The sequence below is a fragment of the Rosettibacter firmus genome (assembly GCF_036860695.1).
GTDB classification, from domain to species: Bacteria; Bacteroidota; Ignavibacteria; order Ignavibacteriales; family Melioribacteraceae; genus Rosettibacter; species Rosettibacter firmus.
Window position 1 is genome coordinate 1,472,796 of the sequence record NZ_JAYKGJ010000001.1, and the last position, 18,210, is coordinate 1,491,005.

Genomic DNA, 18,210 nt, shown 5'->3' on the forward strand with positions numbered 1-18,210 from the left:
TGCATTATACAATTACATTACCCAAATATTAGGATTAATTTATGCTCGATATAAAATTCATTCGTGAAAATCCTGAACTGGTAAGACAGGGATTATTAAATAAAAATTCTGCAGATGTTGTAAATGAAATTTTAGAACTTGATGAGAAAAGAAGAAGTTTGATAGCAAAAAGTGATGAATTAAAAGCTCTGCGTAATAAAGTTTCTTCTCAAATTCCAATCTTAAAAAAGAAAGGAGAAGATACTTCTGCTATATTTGCTGAAATGAAAAAAGTTGGAGATGAAATTGCAGAACTGGATAGACAATTAAAAGAAGTAGAAGAAAAATTAGAAGAAACTTTAAGATGGACTCCAAATATTGCTCATCATTCTGTTCCTGTTGGCAAAAGTGCAGAAGATAATGTTGAAGTGCGTCGCTGGTTGCCAGATGGTTTTTCATTCGAATTTGATTTTGAAGTTAAAGATCACATTGAACTTGGTAAAAAACTTGACATACTCGATTTTGAAAGAGGCACAAAAATTTCTGGTTCTGGATTTCCACTATATAAAGGAAAAGGGGCTACACTCGAACGTGCTCTAATAAATTTTATGCTCGATTTTCATCTTCAGCATCATGGATACAAAGAAATTTTTCCCCCTATTCTGGTAAATCGTGAATCTATGAAGGGAACAGGACAAATTCCCAAAATGGAAGAAGATATGTATTTGATAGAAAAAGATGGACTTTATCCAATTCCAACAGCTGAAGTTCCAATAACAAATATTCATCGCGATGAAATTTTACAGGAAAAAGATTTAACAATAAAATATGTTGGTTATACACCATGTTTTAGAAGAGAAGCTGGTTCTTATGGAAAAGAATCAAAAGGATTTTTAAGAGTTCATCAATTTAATAAAGTTGAAATGGTTAAGTTTGCTAAACCAGAAGATTCGTATGATGAATTGGAAAGTCTGGTAAAAGATGCAGAGGATATTTTACAGGCATTAAAAATTCCCTATCGTGTAATTTTATTGTGCACGGGAGATTTGAGTTTTTCTGCAGCAAAGTGTTACGATATTGAAACATGGTCTCCTGCAGAAAAAAAATGGCTCGAAGCTTCATCGTGCAGTAACTTCGAAGCTTTTCAGGCTCGTCGAGCAAATATTAGATTTAGAAGAGAAGAAACAAAAAAAGTTGAATTTGTTCATACATTAAATGGTAGCGGTCTTGCTACAAGCAGACTTATGGTTTCACTCCTTGAAAATTATCAAACACCAGAAGGAAAAGTAATAGTTCCAAAGGCTCTTCAAAAATATACTGGATTTGAAATTATAGAGTAAATTGCTAATTGAATTTTTATTTTTGATTTTATGTTAGGAAATTAAAATTGGCAGGAAATTGTTCAGAAATCTATTATATCTTAAAAAGTATTTTCTTCGATATAAAAATACACTGTTGTTAGGTATATTATTTATTATCATTTCTAATATTGGTTCAGTCTATGTTCCTATTCTTATAAAAGATGGAATTAACTCACTTAAAGAAAATATAAATACAGGTGTAATTCTTAAATATGCATTGCTTATTGTGGGGATTACACTTGTTTCAGGTGTATTTCAATTTTTAATACGCGAAACTATAATTGTTGTTTCCAGAAAAATTGAATATGATTTAAGACAGGACTTCTGGCAACACATTCAAAAGCTTCCATTAAGATTCTTTCAGAATAATTCTACTGGCAATATAATGGCTCATGCTACTAATGATATAAATGCTGTTCGTTCGTTTGTTGGACCAGCTGTAATGTATTCGATTGATAATGGTGTTTTATTTATCATGATAATTTCAATTATGATTTCTTTAAGTCCAGTGCTTACTTTTTATGCATTATTGCCATTACCGGTTTTATCTTTTCTTGTTTATGTAGTTATGAAAAAGGTTCACAAAAGATATGTAAAAATTCAAGAAAAATTTTCTGACTTAACAACACTTGCACAGGAAAACTTTTCTGGAATTAGAGTAATAAAATCTTATGTGCGTGAAAATTATGAAATCAATAAGTATAAAGAACACAGTTTTGAATATCTAAAACGTAAGATGGATCTGGTTCGACTTCAAGCTCTGTTTCATCCTATATTTTTTATGATAGCTGGACTATCTGCCATAATTGTTATTTTGATTGGTGGAAGAATGATAATGAAAAATCAATTGTCTCTTGGTGTAATTGCTGCATTTATTGCTTATTTATCAATGCTAATATGGCCAATGATTTCTTTTGGATTTGTAGCTAATATTGTTCAACAGGCAGAAGCCAGTATGAAAAGATTGATGAAGTTCTTTAATGAACCTTATGAAATATCTGATAGTTCTATTACAAATTATTCTATTAATTCATTAGAAGGGGAAATCGAATTTAAAAATGTTTCATTTAAATATGGGGAATATCTTCCACTGGTTCTTGATAATATTAATCTGAAAATAAATAAAGGTGAAACAGTTGCTTTTATTGGTAAAACCGGAGCGGGCAAAACAACACTTATTAATCTAATACCAAGAATGTACGATGTTACATCTGGAGAAATTTTAATTGATGGCTATAATATAAAAGAAATACCTTTAGCTGTATTAAGAAGACATATTGGTTATGTACCGCAGGAAACATTTTTATTTTCTGATACACTCGAAAATAATATTGCTTATGGATTGAATGGTTATGATAAATCTTTAATACAATATGTATCAGAAATTGCTCAGCTTACAAAAGATGTAAAAGATTTTCCTGATGGATTCAATACAATTTTGGGAGAAAGAGGAATTACACTTTCAGGTGGACAGAAACAGCGAACAACTTTAGCACGTGCATTAGCCACAGATCCCAAAATTTTAATTCTCGACGACTCTTTCTCTGCAGTCGATACTAATACAGAAGAAGAAATCTTAAAAAGACTCAGAGAATTTATGAAAAATAGAACAAGTATAATTATAAGTCATAGAATTTCTACAGTTAAGGAAGCAGATAGAATATTTGTTCTGGAGAATGGAAAAATTACAGAAGAAGGGACTCACGATGAATTAATTGCTAAAGGAGGATTCTACTCAGAACTTTATTACAAACAATTACTTGAAGATGAATTAAAAGAAATTAATTGAGGAAAGTAAATATGAAAAAAATAAAAGTTGCCTTCTTTTCAATTCCAACAAAAGAAAAAAATTATTTGAATAAAAGATTCGATAAGAATAAATATGAGTTATATTTTTTCAAAGATAATTTAAATTCGGGGAATTCTATTCTTAAAGAGATAGATGTTTTATCTGTATTTATTTACGATAAAGTTGATAAAGAAATTATAGACAAAGCAAAAAAACTTAAGTTAATCGCAACAAGAAGTACTGGATTTAATCATATTGATATTGAATATGCAAAGAAAAAAAATATTTCTGTTTGCAATGTTCCATATTATGGTGAAAATACTGTTGCCGAACATACATTTGCATTGATACTGGCTCTTTCAAGAAATCTTCATAAAGCATACATAAGATCACAGCAAAGTATTTTTACTTTAGATGGATTGCGTGGATTCGATCTTCGTGGAAAAACAATTGGAGTTATAGGTGCTGGAAGTATTGGAGTTCATGTAATGAAAATTGCAAAGGGATTCGGTATGAAAGTTTTAGCTTATGATATTCGAAAAAATCATATACTCGAAGAATTACTCGATTTCAAATATGTTGATCTGGATGTGTTATTAAGTTCTTCTGATATTATAACTCTGCATTGTCCTTACAACGAACAAACTCATCATATGATTAATATGAATAATATTCATAAAGTTAAAAAAGGTGCATTGTTTATAAATACAGCAAGAAGTGGATTAATAGAACCTGCAGCACTTTACTATGCAATTGATAAGGGAATTTTTGGTGGAGCTGGACTTGATGTTTTTGAAGGAGAAGAGTTGCTTAAAGAAGAAAATCAAATGTTAACAAAGAATGTTCCCATACAAAATGTTGAAGCTCTATTAAAAAGAAATTTATTACTGCGTAGAGAAAATGTAATTATTACACCACACATGGCATTCGATTCTCACGAAGCTATAGAAAGAATACTTGATACAACTTATGAAAATATTACATCGTTTTTTGAAAATAAAAATTATTATAAGGTTGTTTAATGTCTGACATACATGGTGATGAAATATTAGGCAAAGCCTACGATTCGAAATTAATGAAAAGATTATTGCAGTATGTTAAGCCATATAAAAAATATGTTATTCTGGCAATCTTTCTAAATATACTTGTTGCTGCTCTTGGTCCACTTCGTCCCTATCTTACAAAGATAGCAGTTGATGATTACATATCAGCAAAAGATTGGAATGGATTAATTGTCATAAGCATAATTTTATTGGCTTCTCTTACTTTTCAGGCAACTGTACAATACTTTCTTACATATTTTACTGAATTGATGGGTCAAAAAATTATTTATGATTTGCGTGTACAGATATTTTCCCATGTTCAAAAACTTGCATTAAGATTTTTTGATAGAACACCAATCGGAAGAATTGTAACAAGAGTTACAAATGATGTTGAATCTTTAAACGAAATGTTTTCTTCTGGAATTGTTGCAGTTTTTAGTGACATTTTTGTTATAATCTGGATTTTTGTTTTTATGTTTTCTCTTTCTTGGAATTTAGCTCTTGTGACTCTTTCAATAATTCCAATATTATTTTATGCTACATTTTTATTTAGAAAAAAAGTAAGAGAAACTTATAGAGATGTTCGTTATCATCTTGCAAGATTAAACTCTTATATGCAGGAACATGTAACAGGAATAAATATTGTTCAAAACTTTGTTAAAGAAGAAGAAGAATTGAAAAAATTTTCTTCAATCAATAGTGATTACAGAAATGCCAATATAAAATCTGTTTTCTATTATGCTGTTTTCTTTCCTTTTGTAGAACTTTTAAGCTCAATTACAATTGGTTTAATTATCTGGTATGGTGGTGGCGAAGTAATTCAAAAACATTTAACGATTGGAGTTTTATTTGCATTCCTTCAGTATACAGAAATGTTCTGGAGACCAGTAAGAGATCTTTCGGAAAAATATAATATACTTCAAACAGCAATGGCTTCTTCAGAAAGAATTTTTAAATTACTTGATGATAAGACTTTTGTGAAGAATCCAGAGAATCCCATAATATTGACAAACATTAAAGGGGAAATTGAATTTAAAAATGTCTGGTTTGCTTATAATCCAGAAGAATATGTATTGAAGGATATATCATTTAAAATAAATCCAGGCGAAACAGTTGCAATAGTGGGAGCTACTGGTGCTGGCAAAACAAGCATTATAAATATTCTAACAAGATTTTATGATATTCAGAAAGGGAGTATTAAAATTGATGGTATTGATATACGCGATATTGATAAACATAATTTAAGAAAATTCATCTCGGTTGTTTTGCAAGATGTGTTTTTATTTTCAGGAACAATTAAATCTAATATTTCTCTTGGGTCACAGGAAATATCTGATGAAAAAATTATTGAAGCTGCTAAAATAGTTGGTGCTCACGATTTTATTTCAAAACTTCCTAATGGTTATGATGAAGAAGTAAAAGAAAAAGGAGCAACATTGAGTGTGGGTCAAAAACAATTGATTTCTTTTGCACGAGCTCTGGCATTTAATCCACAAATTTTAATTCTCGATGAAGCTACTTCGAGTATTGATACAGAAACAGAAATCTTAATTCAGAATGCAATAGAAAAATTACTTAAAGGAAGAACTTCTATTGTTATTGCACATCGATTGTCCACAATTCAAAATGCAGATAAAATTCTTGTTATGCACAAAGGTGAATTAAGAGAAATTGGAACACATCAAGAATTGCTTGCAAAACGTGGTATTTATTATAAACTGTATCAATTGCAATACAAAGATCAAGAAGTTATAAAAACTACATTTGATAAATAAAGACATTCGTTTTTTAATTACTCGACAAAATGAATTTTAATGTTTACTATTTCTGGCACACTGCCCAGTCTAACTGGAGGACCCCAACCGCCAGCTCCACATGAAACATAATAGTGTGTATTCCCTTTTCTTTTATAACCCCAGGGCAATTCATAAATTTTTTTAAGTAAGTAATTGAGTGGCCACAATTGTCCATTATGAGTATGTCCAGAAAGTTGTAAATCAATCTCATTTTCTTCAGCTTCTTCAAGATGAAAAGGTTGATGATCCATTAAAATTATTGGTAAAGATTTATCAATCCCATTAACCAGTTCACTTAATTTTTTTCTTTTCTTACCTGTGAAACGATCTATCGATCTATCTTCTCTTCCAATAATATAAAATGAATTATTAATTAGAATCGCAGTATCCTGCAACATTTTAATATTGTGTGCGTTTAGATAATTTACTGCTTCTTTTACACCACCAATATATTCGTGATTTCCTGTGATCCCATAAATTCCATATTTTGCTTTTAATTCGTATAAGGCTTTACCTACATTGTCTTTCAGCACTGGCTTAATATCTTCATCAATAATGTCTCCAGCAAAAAGAATAAGATCTGGTTTTAGTTTATTTATTTTATCAACAATTTTATAAGCAAACTTTTGTCCATTTATTGTTCCCAGATGTAAATCTGAAGCCATAACAATATTTAGCGAATTTAAATTTCCTGCTTTTTTATTGATGAAGATTTCGTAGTGACGAACATTAATAATTTTTGTGGTTAAATATCCACCAGCAATAATAATGAAAATTAATACTGCTCCCGATATTGCTATAAAGTTTTTTACATTTATTAGATTCTTATTTGGAATATCAGGAAAAAATGGAAGGAAGTGATTTATTAATCTTAATAAATCAATCACAATTATGAAAAAGAAAGAATAAAACATTACAGCTATCCAGAAAGAACCACACCAGATTAGAAAATCACTTAAATATGAGACCCAGTAATTTTCGAGCACTCTGCCTGCAATGTAAGATAAAGCAAAGAATATCAATAAAATCAGAGAAATGTTTTTATAATTATCTGGAATAACAGAAAGAATTTTACGTATAACATAAAAGTTTATTAATCCATAAATTGAAAATACTATTGCAAAAAAGATTATTGCTTGATTGGTTCTCATAATAATTCTTTTTAATTAATTGTGGCTTTTCTTTTATTAATAGCTTTTTGATAAAGTTGAATATATTTTTCTGCAGATTTCTTCCATGAATAATCTTTACTCATTCCATTTAATTGAATTTTTTTCCAGATATCTTTTAAATGAAAATCGTGAAGTGCACGTTTAACCGTATCTAAAAGTGCGTGCCCAGAGTAATCCTGGAAAGAATATCCAGTTCCTATTTCTTGTCCCATTGCTAAATATTCATTCCAGTCTAAGACTGTATCTGCAAGTCCACCTGTTTTTCGAACTATTGGGACAGTTCCATATTTAAGTGAATAAATTTGATTTAGTCCACATGGTTCATATTTTGATGGCATTAAAAATATATCAGCACCAGCTTCGATTAGGTGTGCAAGTTCGTTATTATATCCTATGTATGAATGTACTTTTGTTTGATATTTATGTGCTAAATGATAAAAAAGTTCTTCGTAACGATGTTCACCGCTACCAAGTATGATCCATTGAGCATCTAATTCCATCAATTCATTTATTACAAAAGAAATTATATCAAAACCTTTTTGTGGAATAAGTCTTGAAATTATACCAATTACAGGAATATGTTCATTAAATGGTAAGTTTATATGTTCAAGTAAGTATTTTTTGTTTTTTAGTTTTCCAGATAAATCATTAATTGAATAATGGTATGGAATAAATTTATCTATTTCAGGATTCCAGATATTATAATCAACACCATTTAAGATTCCATAAAAATCATCTTTACGCATTTGCAAATATTCATGCATTCCTTCACCATATTCTGGAGTAAGTAATTCTTTTGCATATGTTTCGCTAACAGTGTTTAATATATCTGCTGTAAAGATTGCCATTTTTAAAAAATTTACATCACCAAAATATTCACCAATTCCACCATGAAGAAAATGTTCGTATCTAATTTCTGCTTTGTGAAAAGCTTCTTTAGAAAATCTGCCCTGATAAGCAATATTGTGAATTGTAAAAAGAGTAGCTGTTTTTTCAAATAATTTATCCCAGCCATAATTTTCTCTTAATAAGACTGGAATTAAACCTGTTTGCCAATCGTTACAATGAATTACATCTGGAGCCCATTGAAGTCGTTGTAAAATTTCAATTACACTTTTTGAAAATAATATAAATCTTTCATCTTCATCATAATCATTAGTGTAAATTCTGTAGCGATGAAAATAGTATGGACAATCAACAAAATAAACTTCAACATTTGATTTTAAATCTGGAATTGAGTTTGGTAGATTGGCTGTATGAACATGAACAGAATGAACTTTTCCAGCTACACGTACAGGTATTTCTCCAATATCCCATCGATACGATAATCCATGTTCAACTTCGCCGAATGTATTATACTTTGGCATAAAGACTTTAACATCGTGTCCGAGCTTAGAAAGTTCTAATGGAAGAGAACCAGAAACATCTGCAAGTCCACCAGTTTTAGCATAGGGATAAACTTCGCTCGATACAAATGCTATTTTCATGTACTAAAATTTATTAATTATAATTACAAAGATAAGGAAAGAAAATATTTGAATGATAAGCTAATTGCTCATAAGATTTGTAATGAAACGCATATTTTTAGAGTTCGAATTAGATATTATTATTTTTAATACAGCAGTAATAGGAACAGATAGAAACATTCCAACTATGCCCCATAAATAGCCCCAGAGCATTAACGATAAAAGAATAACAAGTGGATTTAAACCTAATCTACTACCAAAAATTTGTGGTTCAATTATGTTTCCAATTATGTTATGCACAATAATAATTGTTGCTGCAACAAGAAGTGAATAACCAGTTGATTCATATTGAATTAATGTCATTAATGAAGGCAGTACAACAGCAATTATTGAACCAATATTTGGTATAAAATGAAGTAATACCGATAGAGTAGCCCAGACAATATAAAATTCAACTCCGAACAACCAGAGAATTGTGCCCACCAGAATTCCAAGTAATATGCTAATAAAAAATTTTGTGAGAATATATTTTTGAATTTGTTCTGTGATGTCTTTAAAAGTTTTTCGTAATTTCATTTCTCTTTGAATGGTTAGAGTTGCAAGCTGTTCATCTATTGATTGATCGGGATTATCGAGCAATTCTTGTTTTTGCTTTAATTCTTTTTTTAGTTTTTTAATTGTGGTTTTAACATTTTTTTCAACATAACGAAGTCTAATAGCTTCTACAATTTTATCGTGACCACTGCTAATGAAGATAAAGAAGAAAAGAATAAGAAATAGATTTGTGAAAATATCAATTGTAGATGAAAGAATTCCACTTGCAATATCGGTATAGTTTAATGTTCTTAAAAATTTGCTCATGGTAAAATTTGTTAGAAGTGGGTCTCTTATTCCAAGTGATCTTGATACTGTTCGAATAATGTGGCTTAGTTTATCTACATACGCAGAGATATTTTCGCCAAATTGAAGAAATGCATTAAGTACAATTTGAGTAATCCCAAAGAAAAATCCTAATGTAATTAATAAGTTCATAATTATAAGAATGCTTAACGGGATCTTTTTGAGCTTTAGATAATTATTCATTGGTTCATAAACAAAGAATAAGAGATATGCAATTACAAAGGGAATAAAAATATGGCGTAATTCTTTAAGTGTGAAAAAGATTATAAAAAGCCCTATTACAGAGACAAAAAATTTAATTGTCGAATCGGGGGTTATCTTTTTCATGAGCTTAAGTTTTTTCATGAGTAAATATATAAAAAGAGAATTTAATTTTTTTGACAGGTTGATTTAAAATAAAGCGGGATACAGAATTTCTTCTGTATCCCGAACAAGGAAGGTTTATAGAGTTAATTTTCGAATTCTGGTTCTACTTCCATATCATTCTGGCGTTCTTGATTTCGTCTGTCGTTTTTATAATTATTAAAATTGAATCTCAAATTCAGCATTACAATTGGCCATTCACGTTCAGCAGAGCGATAGTTGTAAAAATTGTATGAAGAATTTTCTGATTTGAATTTTGATGCACCAAATAAATCTCGAATCTGAAGAGTTGCAGTTAACATTTTGCCAAGTAAATCCTGTCGTATTCCAATATTTGTAGATACAAAACCTTCTCTTTTTCCCTGCGAAGAAACTGTTGGACTATTATACATAAGATTAAGTTGAAGTTGTGTTGTGCTGAAAAGTTTTATATTATTATTAAATCTCAAATTCCAGTTAAAACTATTTCTCGAAAATGGCAGATTGTTTAATACACCTTCGATTTTGTAATTATATAAGTTGCCCATCAAATTAATATTCCAGTTTTTAATTAAATCAAAATTTAGGAATAGTTCTGTACCAAGTGAATAATCTTTTCCAATATTATCCACTGTTTGTAATGCAACATTTTCTGAGTAAACAGATCTAATATGTTCGATTTTGTTATTTGTAACTCTATAATAAACATCAAGTGAAAAAACTGTTCTACCTAATAAAGCCTGATAACTAAGTTCGTATGAATCAATTAATTCAGGAAGAAGAGCAGGATTTCCCATTCTTACATTATATGCATCCATCCAGGTTAAAAATGGTTCAAATTCCCATCCACGTGGACGATTAATTCTTCTTGTATAGCTGGACATTACTTGATGACCTGGCATAATTTCATAAGAGAGATGAATTGTTGGAAAGAAATCCCATCTATCAACCTTAAACAATTGATTTGTTTCTGGTATTTTAACTTCTCTACCAGTATATTCAGTTCTTAATCCAAGTTGATAACCTAATGTCGAAATTTTACTTGAGTAAAGAGAATAAAAAGCAAGTTCATTAGAATAAAAATCTGATTTATTACTGAATTGGGGTACAAATTCAAATTGATTGGTGTTAGGATTGTAATCGTATAATTTATAATTTTCGCTGGATATTTCAATTTGTCCCTGATAACCAGCTTCGAATTTACTGTTCTGTCCAAGCGGGAGTGTGTAATCAATTTTTGTTCTTAAATTATTTTCTGGTTCTTCTTCTGTAGTTTGTTTTCCTTTTATAATATCTTCAATTTCAAAAAGTTTGTTTGTTGATTCATCATTAGATTTTCTTGAGCTGAAAAAGATCTCAGCAGAAATTTCGTGTCCTTTATCTTCGAATGGATGATTATAATTTGCAAATAAAGAATAAAAATCTCCTGAACGAGAATCTTCTGTTTTACTTATATAATTTGATTTTATTTCGCTTAAAGAATTCCATTCACTATAGTTGAGATTAGAATTACCACCGAAATCTCTTCCGCCAAATCTTCCACCTAAAGTTAGATTGTTTTTATTTCCTAAATCAAAAGTAACTGAACCTCTCAAACCAAAGAAGTTCATTTTTCTATCGAACCGTCCATTTGAGTTATAATAAGTTATTTTATTTCCATCATCATTCCAGTTTTGTTCGAGAGTATTCATATAGAAATTTCTATTGTTATAATCAATACCAATCTCTGCCTGGAAATCTTCATTCTTAAAATTTGATACTGCTTCGCCGCCATATTTATTTCTTAAGCCACCATTTAAGTTAAGTATTCCACTTATACCAATGTTTTTATTTTTTTTCATAACTATATTAATAATCCCAGCAGTTCCTTCTGGATCATATTTTGCGGAAGGATTTGTTATAATTTCTATGCTTTCAATTGCACTTGCAGGTATTTGTTGAAGTGCTTCACTTCCCTCAAGAATTGAAGGTTTGCCGTCAATTAAAACTGTAAAACTTCCACTTCCACGTAAACTAACATTCCCTTCTACATCAACAGTTATCGAAGGAACATTTTCAAGAACGTCTACTGCTGTTCCCGAAACAGATGAAAAACTTTCTGCTACATTTATTACTTTTTTATCTATCTGGTAAGAAATTTGAGCTCGTTCACCGCTTACAACTACATCACCAGTTTGAATTGTTTTTGGTTTTAAATAAATTTTGCCAAGGTCTATTTTTGCTGGACCTCTTACTTGAATTTTGTCAATGAATTTATTTTCAAAACCAATGAAACTTACTCGTAAATAATAATTTCCACCACGTATGTTTTCCAGAATAAAATAACCTTTTGAATTTGTTACAGTACCGGTTACCTGAGTACTATCAGAAGCTCTAAATAGAACAATATTAGCAAATTCCATTGGAACCGAAGAAGATTCATCAAAGACGTATCCTTCAATTGTTGCACTACCAGGTTGACGGGGTTGAGAGAAAATTTGAATAAAAGACAGAAGAAAGAACAGGATAAAAAGAAATTTTTTCATAGCTCACCTTAAATTATAAATTTTCGGTTGTTTGACATTTATTTCAGAGTTATAAGTTTAAATATTTCCTGAAAATAATTTATGAACCGATTAATATGGACAAATCTGGACATTTTGGTCTATTGCTTGCCTTTCTTTCTCAAATTTTGAAATAAAAGGTATATTTTATACTTTTGAAATAATAAATTTAAGATATTATGGAATTAAAAATAAAAGATATAGTTAAACTTCTTAATGTTTCTGAGAAAACTGTTTATAGATGGATAAAAGAGAATAAAATTCCCTGCTATAAAATTAATCACCAGTATCGATTTAATCGTGCTGAAATAAACGAATGGATATTAAGTAATAAAATTGAACTTTTACCTTCGCTTATAAATATTTCATTAAATCAAAATAACTTAAGTTCGCTTCTTGAAAAAGGTGGTGTTTATTATGACATAGAAGGTGATACAGTAAGTGATGTTTTAAGAAATGCTGTAAATGTTATTAATATCCCCCAGAATTTATCAAGAGAAAATATATTATCTGCATTATTGAAAAGAGAAGAATTAATGCCAACCGCAATTGGAAAAGGAATAGCAATACCTCATCCAAGAAATCCAATAATAACAGATTTGAATAGTGCAAGGGTTTCAATTTGTTATTTAAAAAATCCAGTTGATTTTGGCTCATTAGATAATGAACCAGTTCATACTTTATTTGTTTTACTTACTGCAAGTCCCAAAATGCATTTAGAGGTATTGTCTAAAGTATCGTATTTATGTCATACAGAAGTCTTTTTAAAAATGCTAAAAGATCGCTCGCCTTATGAAAGCCTGCTTGAGTTTATTAGAATGAAAGAAAAAGAATGGCAATCAAGGGAGGCTAAAGTTTAATGGATTATTTCTTATTTGGTTCATTGTTTTACCTTCTTGGTGGTATTATTCCTTTATTTTTTAAAGATAAAGATAAATCTAAAGTATTTGTAATTTTTGCATCTATTGCTTTATTATTTTTATTTCCCTTCTCATTAAATATATTGCTTGGTGGGGATAAAATAGAATCGTTGTTTTTATTTAATTTACCAATAGGAACTGTTCCTGTTCGCATAGATCCACTTTCTGCATTTTTCATACTTATAATATCACTGGGCGGATTTTTTTCTGCTATTTATTCTTCGGGTTATATGAAAATATATCTCGAAGAATATTCACTATCTTCTTTTTATTTCTTTTTGGGTTTGCTGATATTTTCGATGCTGATGGTTGTTACTGTTCAGAATGCAATAATGTTTTTAATAATCTGGGAGATAATGTCGCTATCGTCATATTTTCTGGTACTTTTTGAAAATAAAAAGGAAGATATAAGAAAAAATTCCAACTACTATTTGATTGCAATGCAAATTGGTGCAGCATTTTTAATTGCTGCTTTTAGTTTAATTTCTGTTAAGTCCAACTCAGTTGATTTTCTTGATTTTAAAAGTTTATTAAATAATCAAAATAAATATTCATTTCTCCTCTTTATATTATTTTTTATTGGTTTTGGTACAAAAGCAGGTTTTGCACCATTCCATACCTGGCTTCCAAAAGCTCATCCTTCAGCTCCCACTGGAATTTCTGCAATTATGTCTGGAGTAATGACAAAAACAGGTATTTATGGAATTTTAAGAATTATTTCACTTATGGACGTTATTGATCCATTTATTGCATATATGATTTTTTATATAGGACTTATTACAGGAATTATTGGTATTATAAATGCAATTTCTCAGGATGATATAAAAAGATTTCTGGCATATTCCAGTATTGAAAATGTAGGTATTATTGGTACTGCATTAGGCTTGGGTTTAATAGGAATAGTTTATGAAATAAAATTTGTTGCTTTAATGGGGTTAATAGGTGCAATATTACATATAATTAACCATTTTACTTTTAAGAGTGTTTTGTTTTTTGGAAGTGGTATTATTTATTCACAAACTCATACACGTAGTTTAAACAAACTTGGCGGGCTGATTAAATTTCTTCCAATTACATCTGTAATGTTTTTAATATCTTCTCTTGCAATTAGCGGTTTGCCTTTGTTTAATGGATTTATAAGTGAGTTTGCAATCTACCTTGGTTTTGTAAAAGCTTTTTCTTTTAGCAATGTTTTTGTAAATGTAGGTGCAATTCTTGGACTATCTGGTTTAGCATTCATTGGATCTGTTGCTCTACTTGGATTTACGAAATTGTATGGTATCTGTTTTTTAGGTATTCAACGTAATGAATTTCATATTCAACCTAACGAAAAAAATCGTTTACTACTAACACCAATGCTAATACTTACTGGAATGATTATAATAAGCGGAATATTTCCTTATGTGATGTTAATACTTATAAAAAATATATTGTACCAATTTTTACATTATGATTTTGAAAAAGACTTTAAATTTATTTCCGATATCTACGGCTCTATTTCAATAGTGTTATTAGTTTTTTTGGCTTTAGCATTATTCATTTACTTTATACGATATTTATTATTAAAGAATAGAAAAATTGAAGAATTTAAAACCTGGGATTGTGGCTATCAAATAACAAGTAGTAGATTACAATATACAGGTGGATCTTTTGTTCAACCTTTTCTCCATCTTGTTAAAGAGATGGTTCCTCAAAAAATTGAAGTTAAGAAAGAACAAATATTATTTCCAGAGAAAGCAAGTCTTGTAAGTTATACACACGATTTCCTGGAAAAATTTTTAATCCAGCCAGTAGTTAAATTTTTGAAATTATCTATGGAACTCTTTGCTTGGATACAAAGTGGTAAAATGCAGCAATACATAATTTATGGTCTTATATTTTTGTTGTTTATTTTGATATGGATATTTGGAGTATCTTAAATGGTAAAAATTATTATTTACATTTTTTTGATTATCTCCCCTTTTTTCTTTGTAGGAATTATTAATCGAGTAAAAGCATTATGGGCAGGAAGAAAAGGAACTCCAATTTTACAAGCTTATTATGATTTTTTGAAGTTACTCCAAAAAGGTGAGGTAATAAGTAAAACAACTTCTTTTATTTTTAGATTAACTCCATCGATAAATGTTGCATCGATGTTGATTGCGTTACTAATTATTCCAATTCCTCTTTTAGGAAGCATAATAAAATTTCCAGCTGACTTTGTTTTATTCTCTTATATTCTTGGATTTTCAAAATTTATGACTGTACTTGCCGCACTCGATACAGGAAGTAGCTTTGAAGGAATGGGTGCAAGCAGAGAAGCTACTTTTTCTACTATTAGTGAAACGGCATTCTTTATAATTATTGGAACATTGGCTTTACTTACAAATCGATTATCTTTCGAATCAATTTTTCTTGTTTTGAATTTAAGCTCTGGCTATACAGCTCTTGTTAAGATACTTCTTGTGATCTCAATTTTTATAATGTTATTAGCAGAAGGCAGTAGAATTCCTGTTGACGATCCCAATACTCATCTCGAGTTAACTATGATTCACGAAGTTATGATACTTGATTATTCTGGACCAGATTTAGCTTTGATTAATTATGCTGCTTCTTTAAAAATGTTATTGTTTTCTATGTTAATATCTAATCTATTAGTGCCTCCTTCTCTATCTCTGGAAATTTCTATTACTTTATTTCTTTTGTTGCTGGTATTGATATTTATGACAGTTGGTTTAATTGAATCTTTAATAGCAAGAATTAGAATGTCGCACGTGCCTCAGTTCATTTTTGTTATAACTGCTTTTTCGATAACTGCTTTTGCAATAGTAATGTTCTTTTTACGCGGAGGATATTAATGAGTGATTTTTTAATTGTACTTCTTGGTACTACAATGCTTTATATCTTTGCTGTGGGTAGAATAGAAGCATATGTAAAAACTCTTTCACTTCAGGGTCTTATTTTATTTCTTTTGGTTCTACTTGATATAAAAGAAATTAACTGGTTAAATATACTTTTTTTAAGCTTTGAAACTCTGGTTATAAAAGCTATTGTTATTCCAGTATTTTTATTAACAGCAATTAGAAAAAATGAAATAGGAAGAGAAGTTGAACCATATATTTCTCAGTTTTATTCTTTGCTTATAGCAATTGGAATTTTCGTTCTTGGTTTTGTTGCAGCATTCTGGTCGGCACAGGTTGGTGAGTTTATAAAACCACTATATTTTGGTGTGTCGATTGTTTTAATAATTTCATCTCTATTTTTAATTATTAATAGAAAAAGAATTATTACACATATACTTTGTTATATGCTCTTAGAGAATGGAATTTTTTTACTTTCTATTTCGGTTGCAAACGAAATGCCTTTATTAGTAAATCTTGGAGTTTTACTTGATCTGTTTGTTGGAATTTATCTCTTTGTTTTATTTTTTAATAAGATTCAAGAAATGTATGATGGCAACCATATTGATGTATTAACAGAACTAAGAGATTGATATGATAGCCAGTATTTTACTAATACCAATAATTTTTAGCTTATTTGCTTTACTTATAAAAAACAAAGTTTACAATAGGATTGTCTTAATTGGCAATGCTATTATTTATCTTATAATTGCAATAATGCGATGGTTAAATGTAGTCTGGTTTGTGTTGCCAGCATGGTTGCTAAAATATTTTTCTTTTGACGACGTTGGATTATACTTTTTCTCGATTATGAGTATTGTCTTTCTTGCAACCTCGGTTTATAGTGTTTTTTACTTTAAAGAAAGTAATTTAACGGCTTATCAAGAAGCGGTCTTTATTGCAGAACTTTTATTTTTTGTTGTGGCAATGAGTGGAGTAATTTTATCAACTCATATTGCTTTGCTCTGGGTATTTATTGAAGGAACAACATTAACGAGTGCACTCTTGATTTACTTTGAAAAGAAAAAATCATCTTTAGAAGCAGCCTGGAAGTATGTTTATATTTGTTCCATAGGTATTGCAATTGCTTTTGTTGGAATAATTGTGCTGTCAATCGGAAGTAAAGGAATTGATTCCCTCTTTTTTGAAAATTTGTATAAGTATGCAGCAGAAAAAAATCCATTCTGGTTAAAAATAGCTTTTGCTTTTTTATTTGTGGGAATCGGAACAAAAATTGGTGTTGCTCCAATTCATGCATGGTTGCCAGATGCCCACTCAGAAGCACCTTCACCTGTATCGGCTTTATTATCTGGTACTTTACTTAACTCTGCTTTGCTCGGTATTATTAGAATAAATGAAATATTTATACATGCCCATCAAGAAGACTTTATCAACTTTTTTTTGTTATTGACTGGATTTTTGTCTTTAATGGTTAGTTCAGTCTTTATTTTACGAGTGAAGAATTATAAAAGAATGTTAGCTTATTCTTCTATTGAAAATATGGGAATTATCTTTATTGCTCTTGGTTTGGGTAAAGCAGGAATTTATGCAGCTATGTTACATATTCTTGTTCATTCACTTTCTAAAACTACTTTTTTCTTAACTTCAGGGAATATTTATTACTTGTATAAATCAAAGAAAATAGAAAGTGTTAATGGATTATTATATTCTGAGCCAAAAACAGCCTGGCTCTGGATAATTTCTACAATTACTATTCTTGGAGTACCACCTTCGCCAGCTTTTATTACGAAGTTTTTGATTATTAAAGCTTTGTGGTTAAGTAATTTGGGTTGGTTAATTATTCCATTTTTCTTGTTTATTATTTTCATTACTTACGGAATGATAAATGTTGCTACGAAAATGTCTTTTGGTAGTTCTCAATTATCCACTAACAATAAAATTCCAGGGTATGCCTATATTCCACAATTTATTTTATTGTTAATCTTAATAATAATGGGAATTATTATTCCCCAGCAATTAAATGAATTTATTATAAATGCAGGAAAGTTTATTGGTTAAT

Annotated in this window: 13 protein-coding genes; 9 read left to right on the forward strand and 4 right to left on the reverse strand. The window is 29.6% G+C overall.

Annotated features, from left to right (window positions below):
• Positions 1–41 precede the first annotated feature (41 nt).
• From serS to VJY38_RS06350, 4 genes are all read left to right on the forward strand, one after another.
• On the forward strand, positions 42–1,319 hold the full coding sequence (serS, locus tag VJY38_RS06335) for a serine--tRNA ligase (RefSeq protein ID WP_353679835.1): 1,278 nt from the start codon (positions 42–44) through the stop codon (positions 1,317–1,319).
• A 115-nt stretch (positions 1,320–1,434) separates the two neighbouring features.
• Positions 1,435–3,129: an ABC transporter ATP-binding protein gene (locus tag VJY38_RS06340; protein ID WP_353679836.1), complete on the forward strand. Its 1,695-nt coding sequence runs from the start codon at positions 1,435–1,437 to the stop codon at positions 3,127–3,129.
• 11 nt (positions 3,130–3,140) lie between these two features.
• On the forward strand, positions 3,141–4,151 hold the full coding sequence (locus tag VJY38_RS06345) for an NAD(P)-dependent oxidoreductase (protein ID WP_353679837.1): 1,011 nt from the start codon (positions 3,141–3,143) through the stop codon (positions 4,149–4,151).
• Positions 4,151–5,947: an ABC transporter ATP-binding protein gene (locus tag VJY38_RS06350; protein ID WP_353679838.1), complete on the forward strand. Its 1,797-nt coding sequence runs from the start codon at positions 4,151–4,153 to the stop codon at positions 5,945–5,947. Before VJY38_RS06345 ends, VJY38_RS06350 begins: the two co-directional genes overlap by 1 nt.
• A 17-nt stretch (positions 5,948–5,964) precedes the next feature.
• Here the strand turns inward: VJY38_RS06350 and VJY38_RS06355 are convergent, their stop codons facing one another.
• The 4 genes from VJY38_RS06355 to VJY38_RS06370 all read right to left on the reverse strand — a co-directional run bounded on the left by VJY38_RS06355 (position 5,965) and on the right by VJY38_RS06370 (position 12,373).
• Positions 5,965–7,119 carry a metallophosphoesterase gene (locus tag VJY38_RS06355; RefSeq protein WP_353679839.1) on the reverse strand — a complete coding sequence of 385 codons (1,155 nt, stop codon included), beginning with the start codon at positions 7,117–7,119 and terminating at the stop codon, positions 5,965–5,967.
• 11 nt (positions 7,120–7,130) lie between these two features.
• Positions 7,131–8,627, reverse strand: coding sequence for a glycogen synthase (locus VJY38_RS06360; RefSeq protein ID WP_353679840.1), 1,497 nt, complete (start codon positions 8,625–8,627; stop codon positions 7,131–7,133).
• Between the two features lie 60 nt (positions 8,628–8,687).
• Positions 8,688–9,851, reverse strand: coding sequence for an AI-2E family transporter (locus tag VJY38_RS06365; protein ID WP_353679841.1), 1,164 nt, complete (start codon positions 9,849–9,851; stop codon positions 8,688–8,690).
• Positions 9,852–9,955: 104 nt separating this feature from the next.
• Positions 9,956–12,373 carry a TonB-dependent receptor gene (locus tag VJY38_RS06370; protein ID WP_353679842.1) on the reverse strand — a complete coding sequence of 806 codons (2,418 nt, stop codon included), beginning with the start codon at positions 12,371–12,373 and terminating at the stop codon, positions 9,956–9,958.
• A gap of 197 nt (positions 12,374–12,570) precedes the next feature.
• On the opposite strand from VJY38_RS06370, the gene VJY38_RS06375 reads away from it, so the two are divergent.
• From VJY38_RS06375 to VJY38_RS06395, 5 genes are read left to right on the forward strand one after another with little or no spacing between them, the layout of a single operon-like run.
• Positions 12,571–13,251 carry a PTS sugar transporter subunit IIA gene (locus VJY38_RS06375; RefSeq protein WP_353679843.1) on the forward strand — a complete coding sequence of 227 codons (681 nt, stop codon included), beginning with the start codon at positions 12,571–12,573 and terminating at the stop codon, positions 13,249–13,251.
• Complete coding sequence (locus VJY38_RS06380; protein ID WP_353679844.1) at positions 13,251–15,230, forward strand: proton-conducting transporter transmembrane domain-containing protein; 1,980 nt, start codon at positions 13,251–13,253, stop codon at positions 15,228–15,230. Before VJY38_RS06375 ends, VJY38_RS06380 begins: the two co-directional genes overlap by 1 nt.
• Positions 15,231–16,148 (forward strand): respiratory chain complex I subunit 1 family protein, encoded by a 918-nt coding sequence (locus VJY38_RS06385; protein ID WP_353679845.1) that lies wholly within the window; start codon positions 15,231–15,233, stop codon positions 16,146–16,148.
• The gene (locus VJY38_RS06390) at positions 16,148–16,783 is read left to right on the forward strand and encodes a hypothetical protein (protein WP_353679846.1); all 636 of its coding nucleotides are present in this window, start codon (positions 16,148–16,150) and stop codon (positions 16,781–16,783) included. Before VJY38_RS06385 ends, VJY38_RS06390 begins: the two co-directional genes overlap by 1 nt.
• A gap of 1 nt (position 16,784) precedes the next feature.
• Complete coding sequence (locus tag VJY38_RS06395) at positions 16,785–18,209, forward strand: proton-conducting transporter transmembrane domain-containing protein (RefSeq protein ID WP_353679847.1); 1,425 nt, start codon at positions 16,785–16,787, stop codon at positions 18,207–18,209.
• Position 18,210 lies beyond the last annotated feature (1 nt).

What these genes read in the sequence shown, in the direction of transcription:
- VJY38_RS06385 (WP_353679845.1), top strand. Translation starts at nt 15,231, where the DNA reads ATGGTAAAAATTATTATTTACATTTTTTTGATTATCTCCCCTTTTTTC.
- VJY38_RS06375 (WP_353679843.1), top strand. Translation starts at nt 12,571, where the DNA reads ATGGAATTAAAAATAAAAGATATAGTTAAACTTCTTAATGTTTCTGAG.
- VJY38_RS06355 (WP_353679839.1), bottom strand. Translation starts at nt 7,119, where the DNA reads ATGAGAACCAATCAAGCAATAATCTTTTTTGCAATAGTATTTTCAATT.
- VJY38_RS06345 (WP_353679837.1), top strand. Translation starts at nt 3,141, where the DNA reads ATGAAAAAAATAAAAGTTGCCTTCTTTTCAATTCCAACAAAAGAAAAA.
- VJY38_RS06380 (WP_353679844.1), top strand. Translation starts at nt 13,251, where the DNA reads ATGGATTATTTCTTATTTGGTTCATTGTTTTACCTTCTTGGTGGTATT.
- VJY38_RS06350 (WP_353679838.1), top strand. Translation starts at nt 4,151, where the DNA reads ATGTCTGACATACATGGTGATGAAATATTAGGCAAAGCCTACGATTCG.
- VJY38_RS06390 (WP_353679846.1), top strand. Translation starts at nt 16,148, where the DNA reads ATGAGTGATTTTTTAATTGTACTTCTTGGTACTACAATGCTTTATATC.
- VJY38_RS06365 (WP_353679841.1), bottom strand. Translation starts at nt 9,851, where the DNA reads ATGAAAAAACTTAAGCTCATGAAAAAGATAACCCCCGATTCGACAATT.
- serS (WP_353679835.1), top strand. Translation starts at nt 42, where the DNA reads ATGCTCGATATAAAATTCATTCGTGAAAATCCTGAACTGGTAAGACAG.
- VJY38_RS06360 (WP_353679840.1), bottom strand. Translation starts at nt 8,627, where the DNA reads ATGAAAATAGCATTTGTATCGAGCGAAGTTTATCCCTATGCTAAAACT.
- VJY38_RS06395 (WP_353679847.1), top strand. Translation starts at nt 16,785, where the DNA reads ATGATAGCCAGTATTTTACTAATACCAATAATTTTTAGCTTATTTGCT.
- VJY38_RS06370 (WP_353679842.1), bottom strand. Translation starts at nt 12,373, where the DNA reads ATGAAAAAATTTCTTTTTATCCTGTTCTTTCTTCTGTCTTTTATTCAA.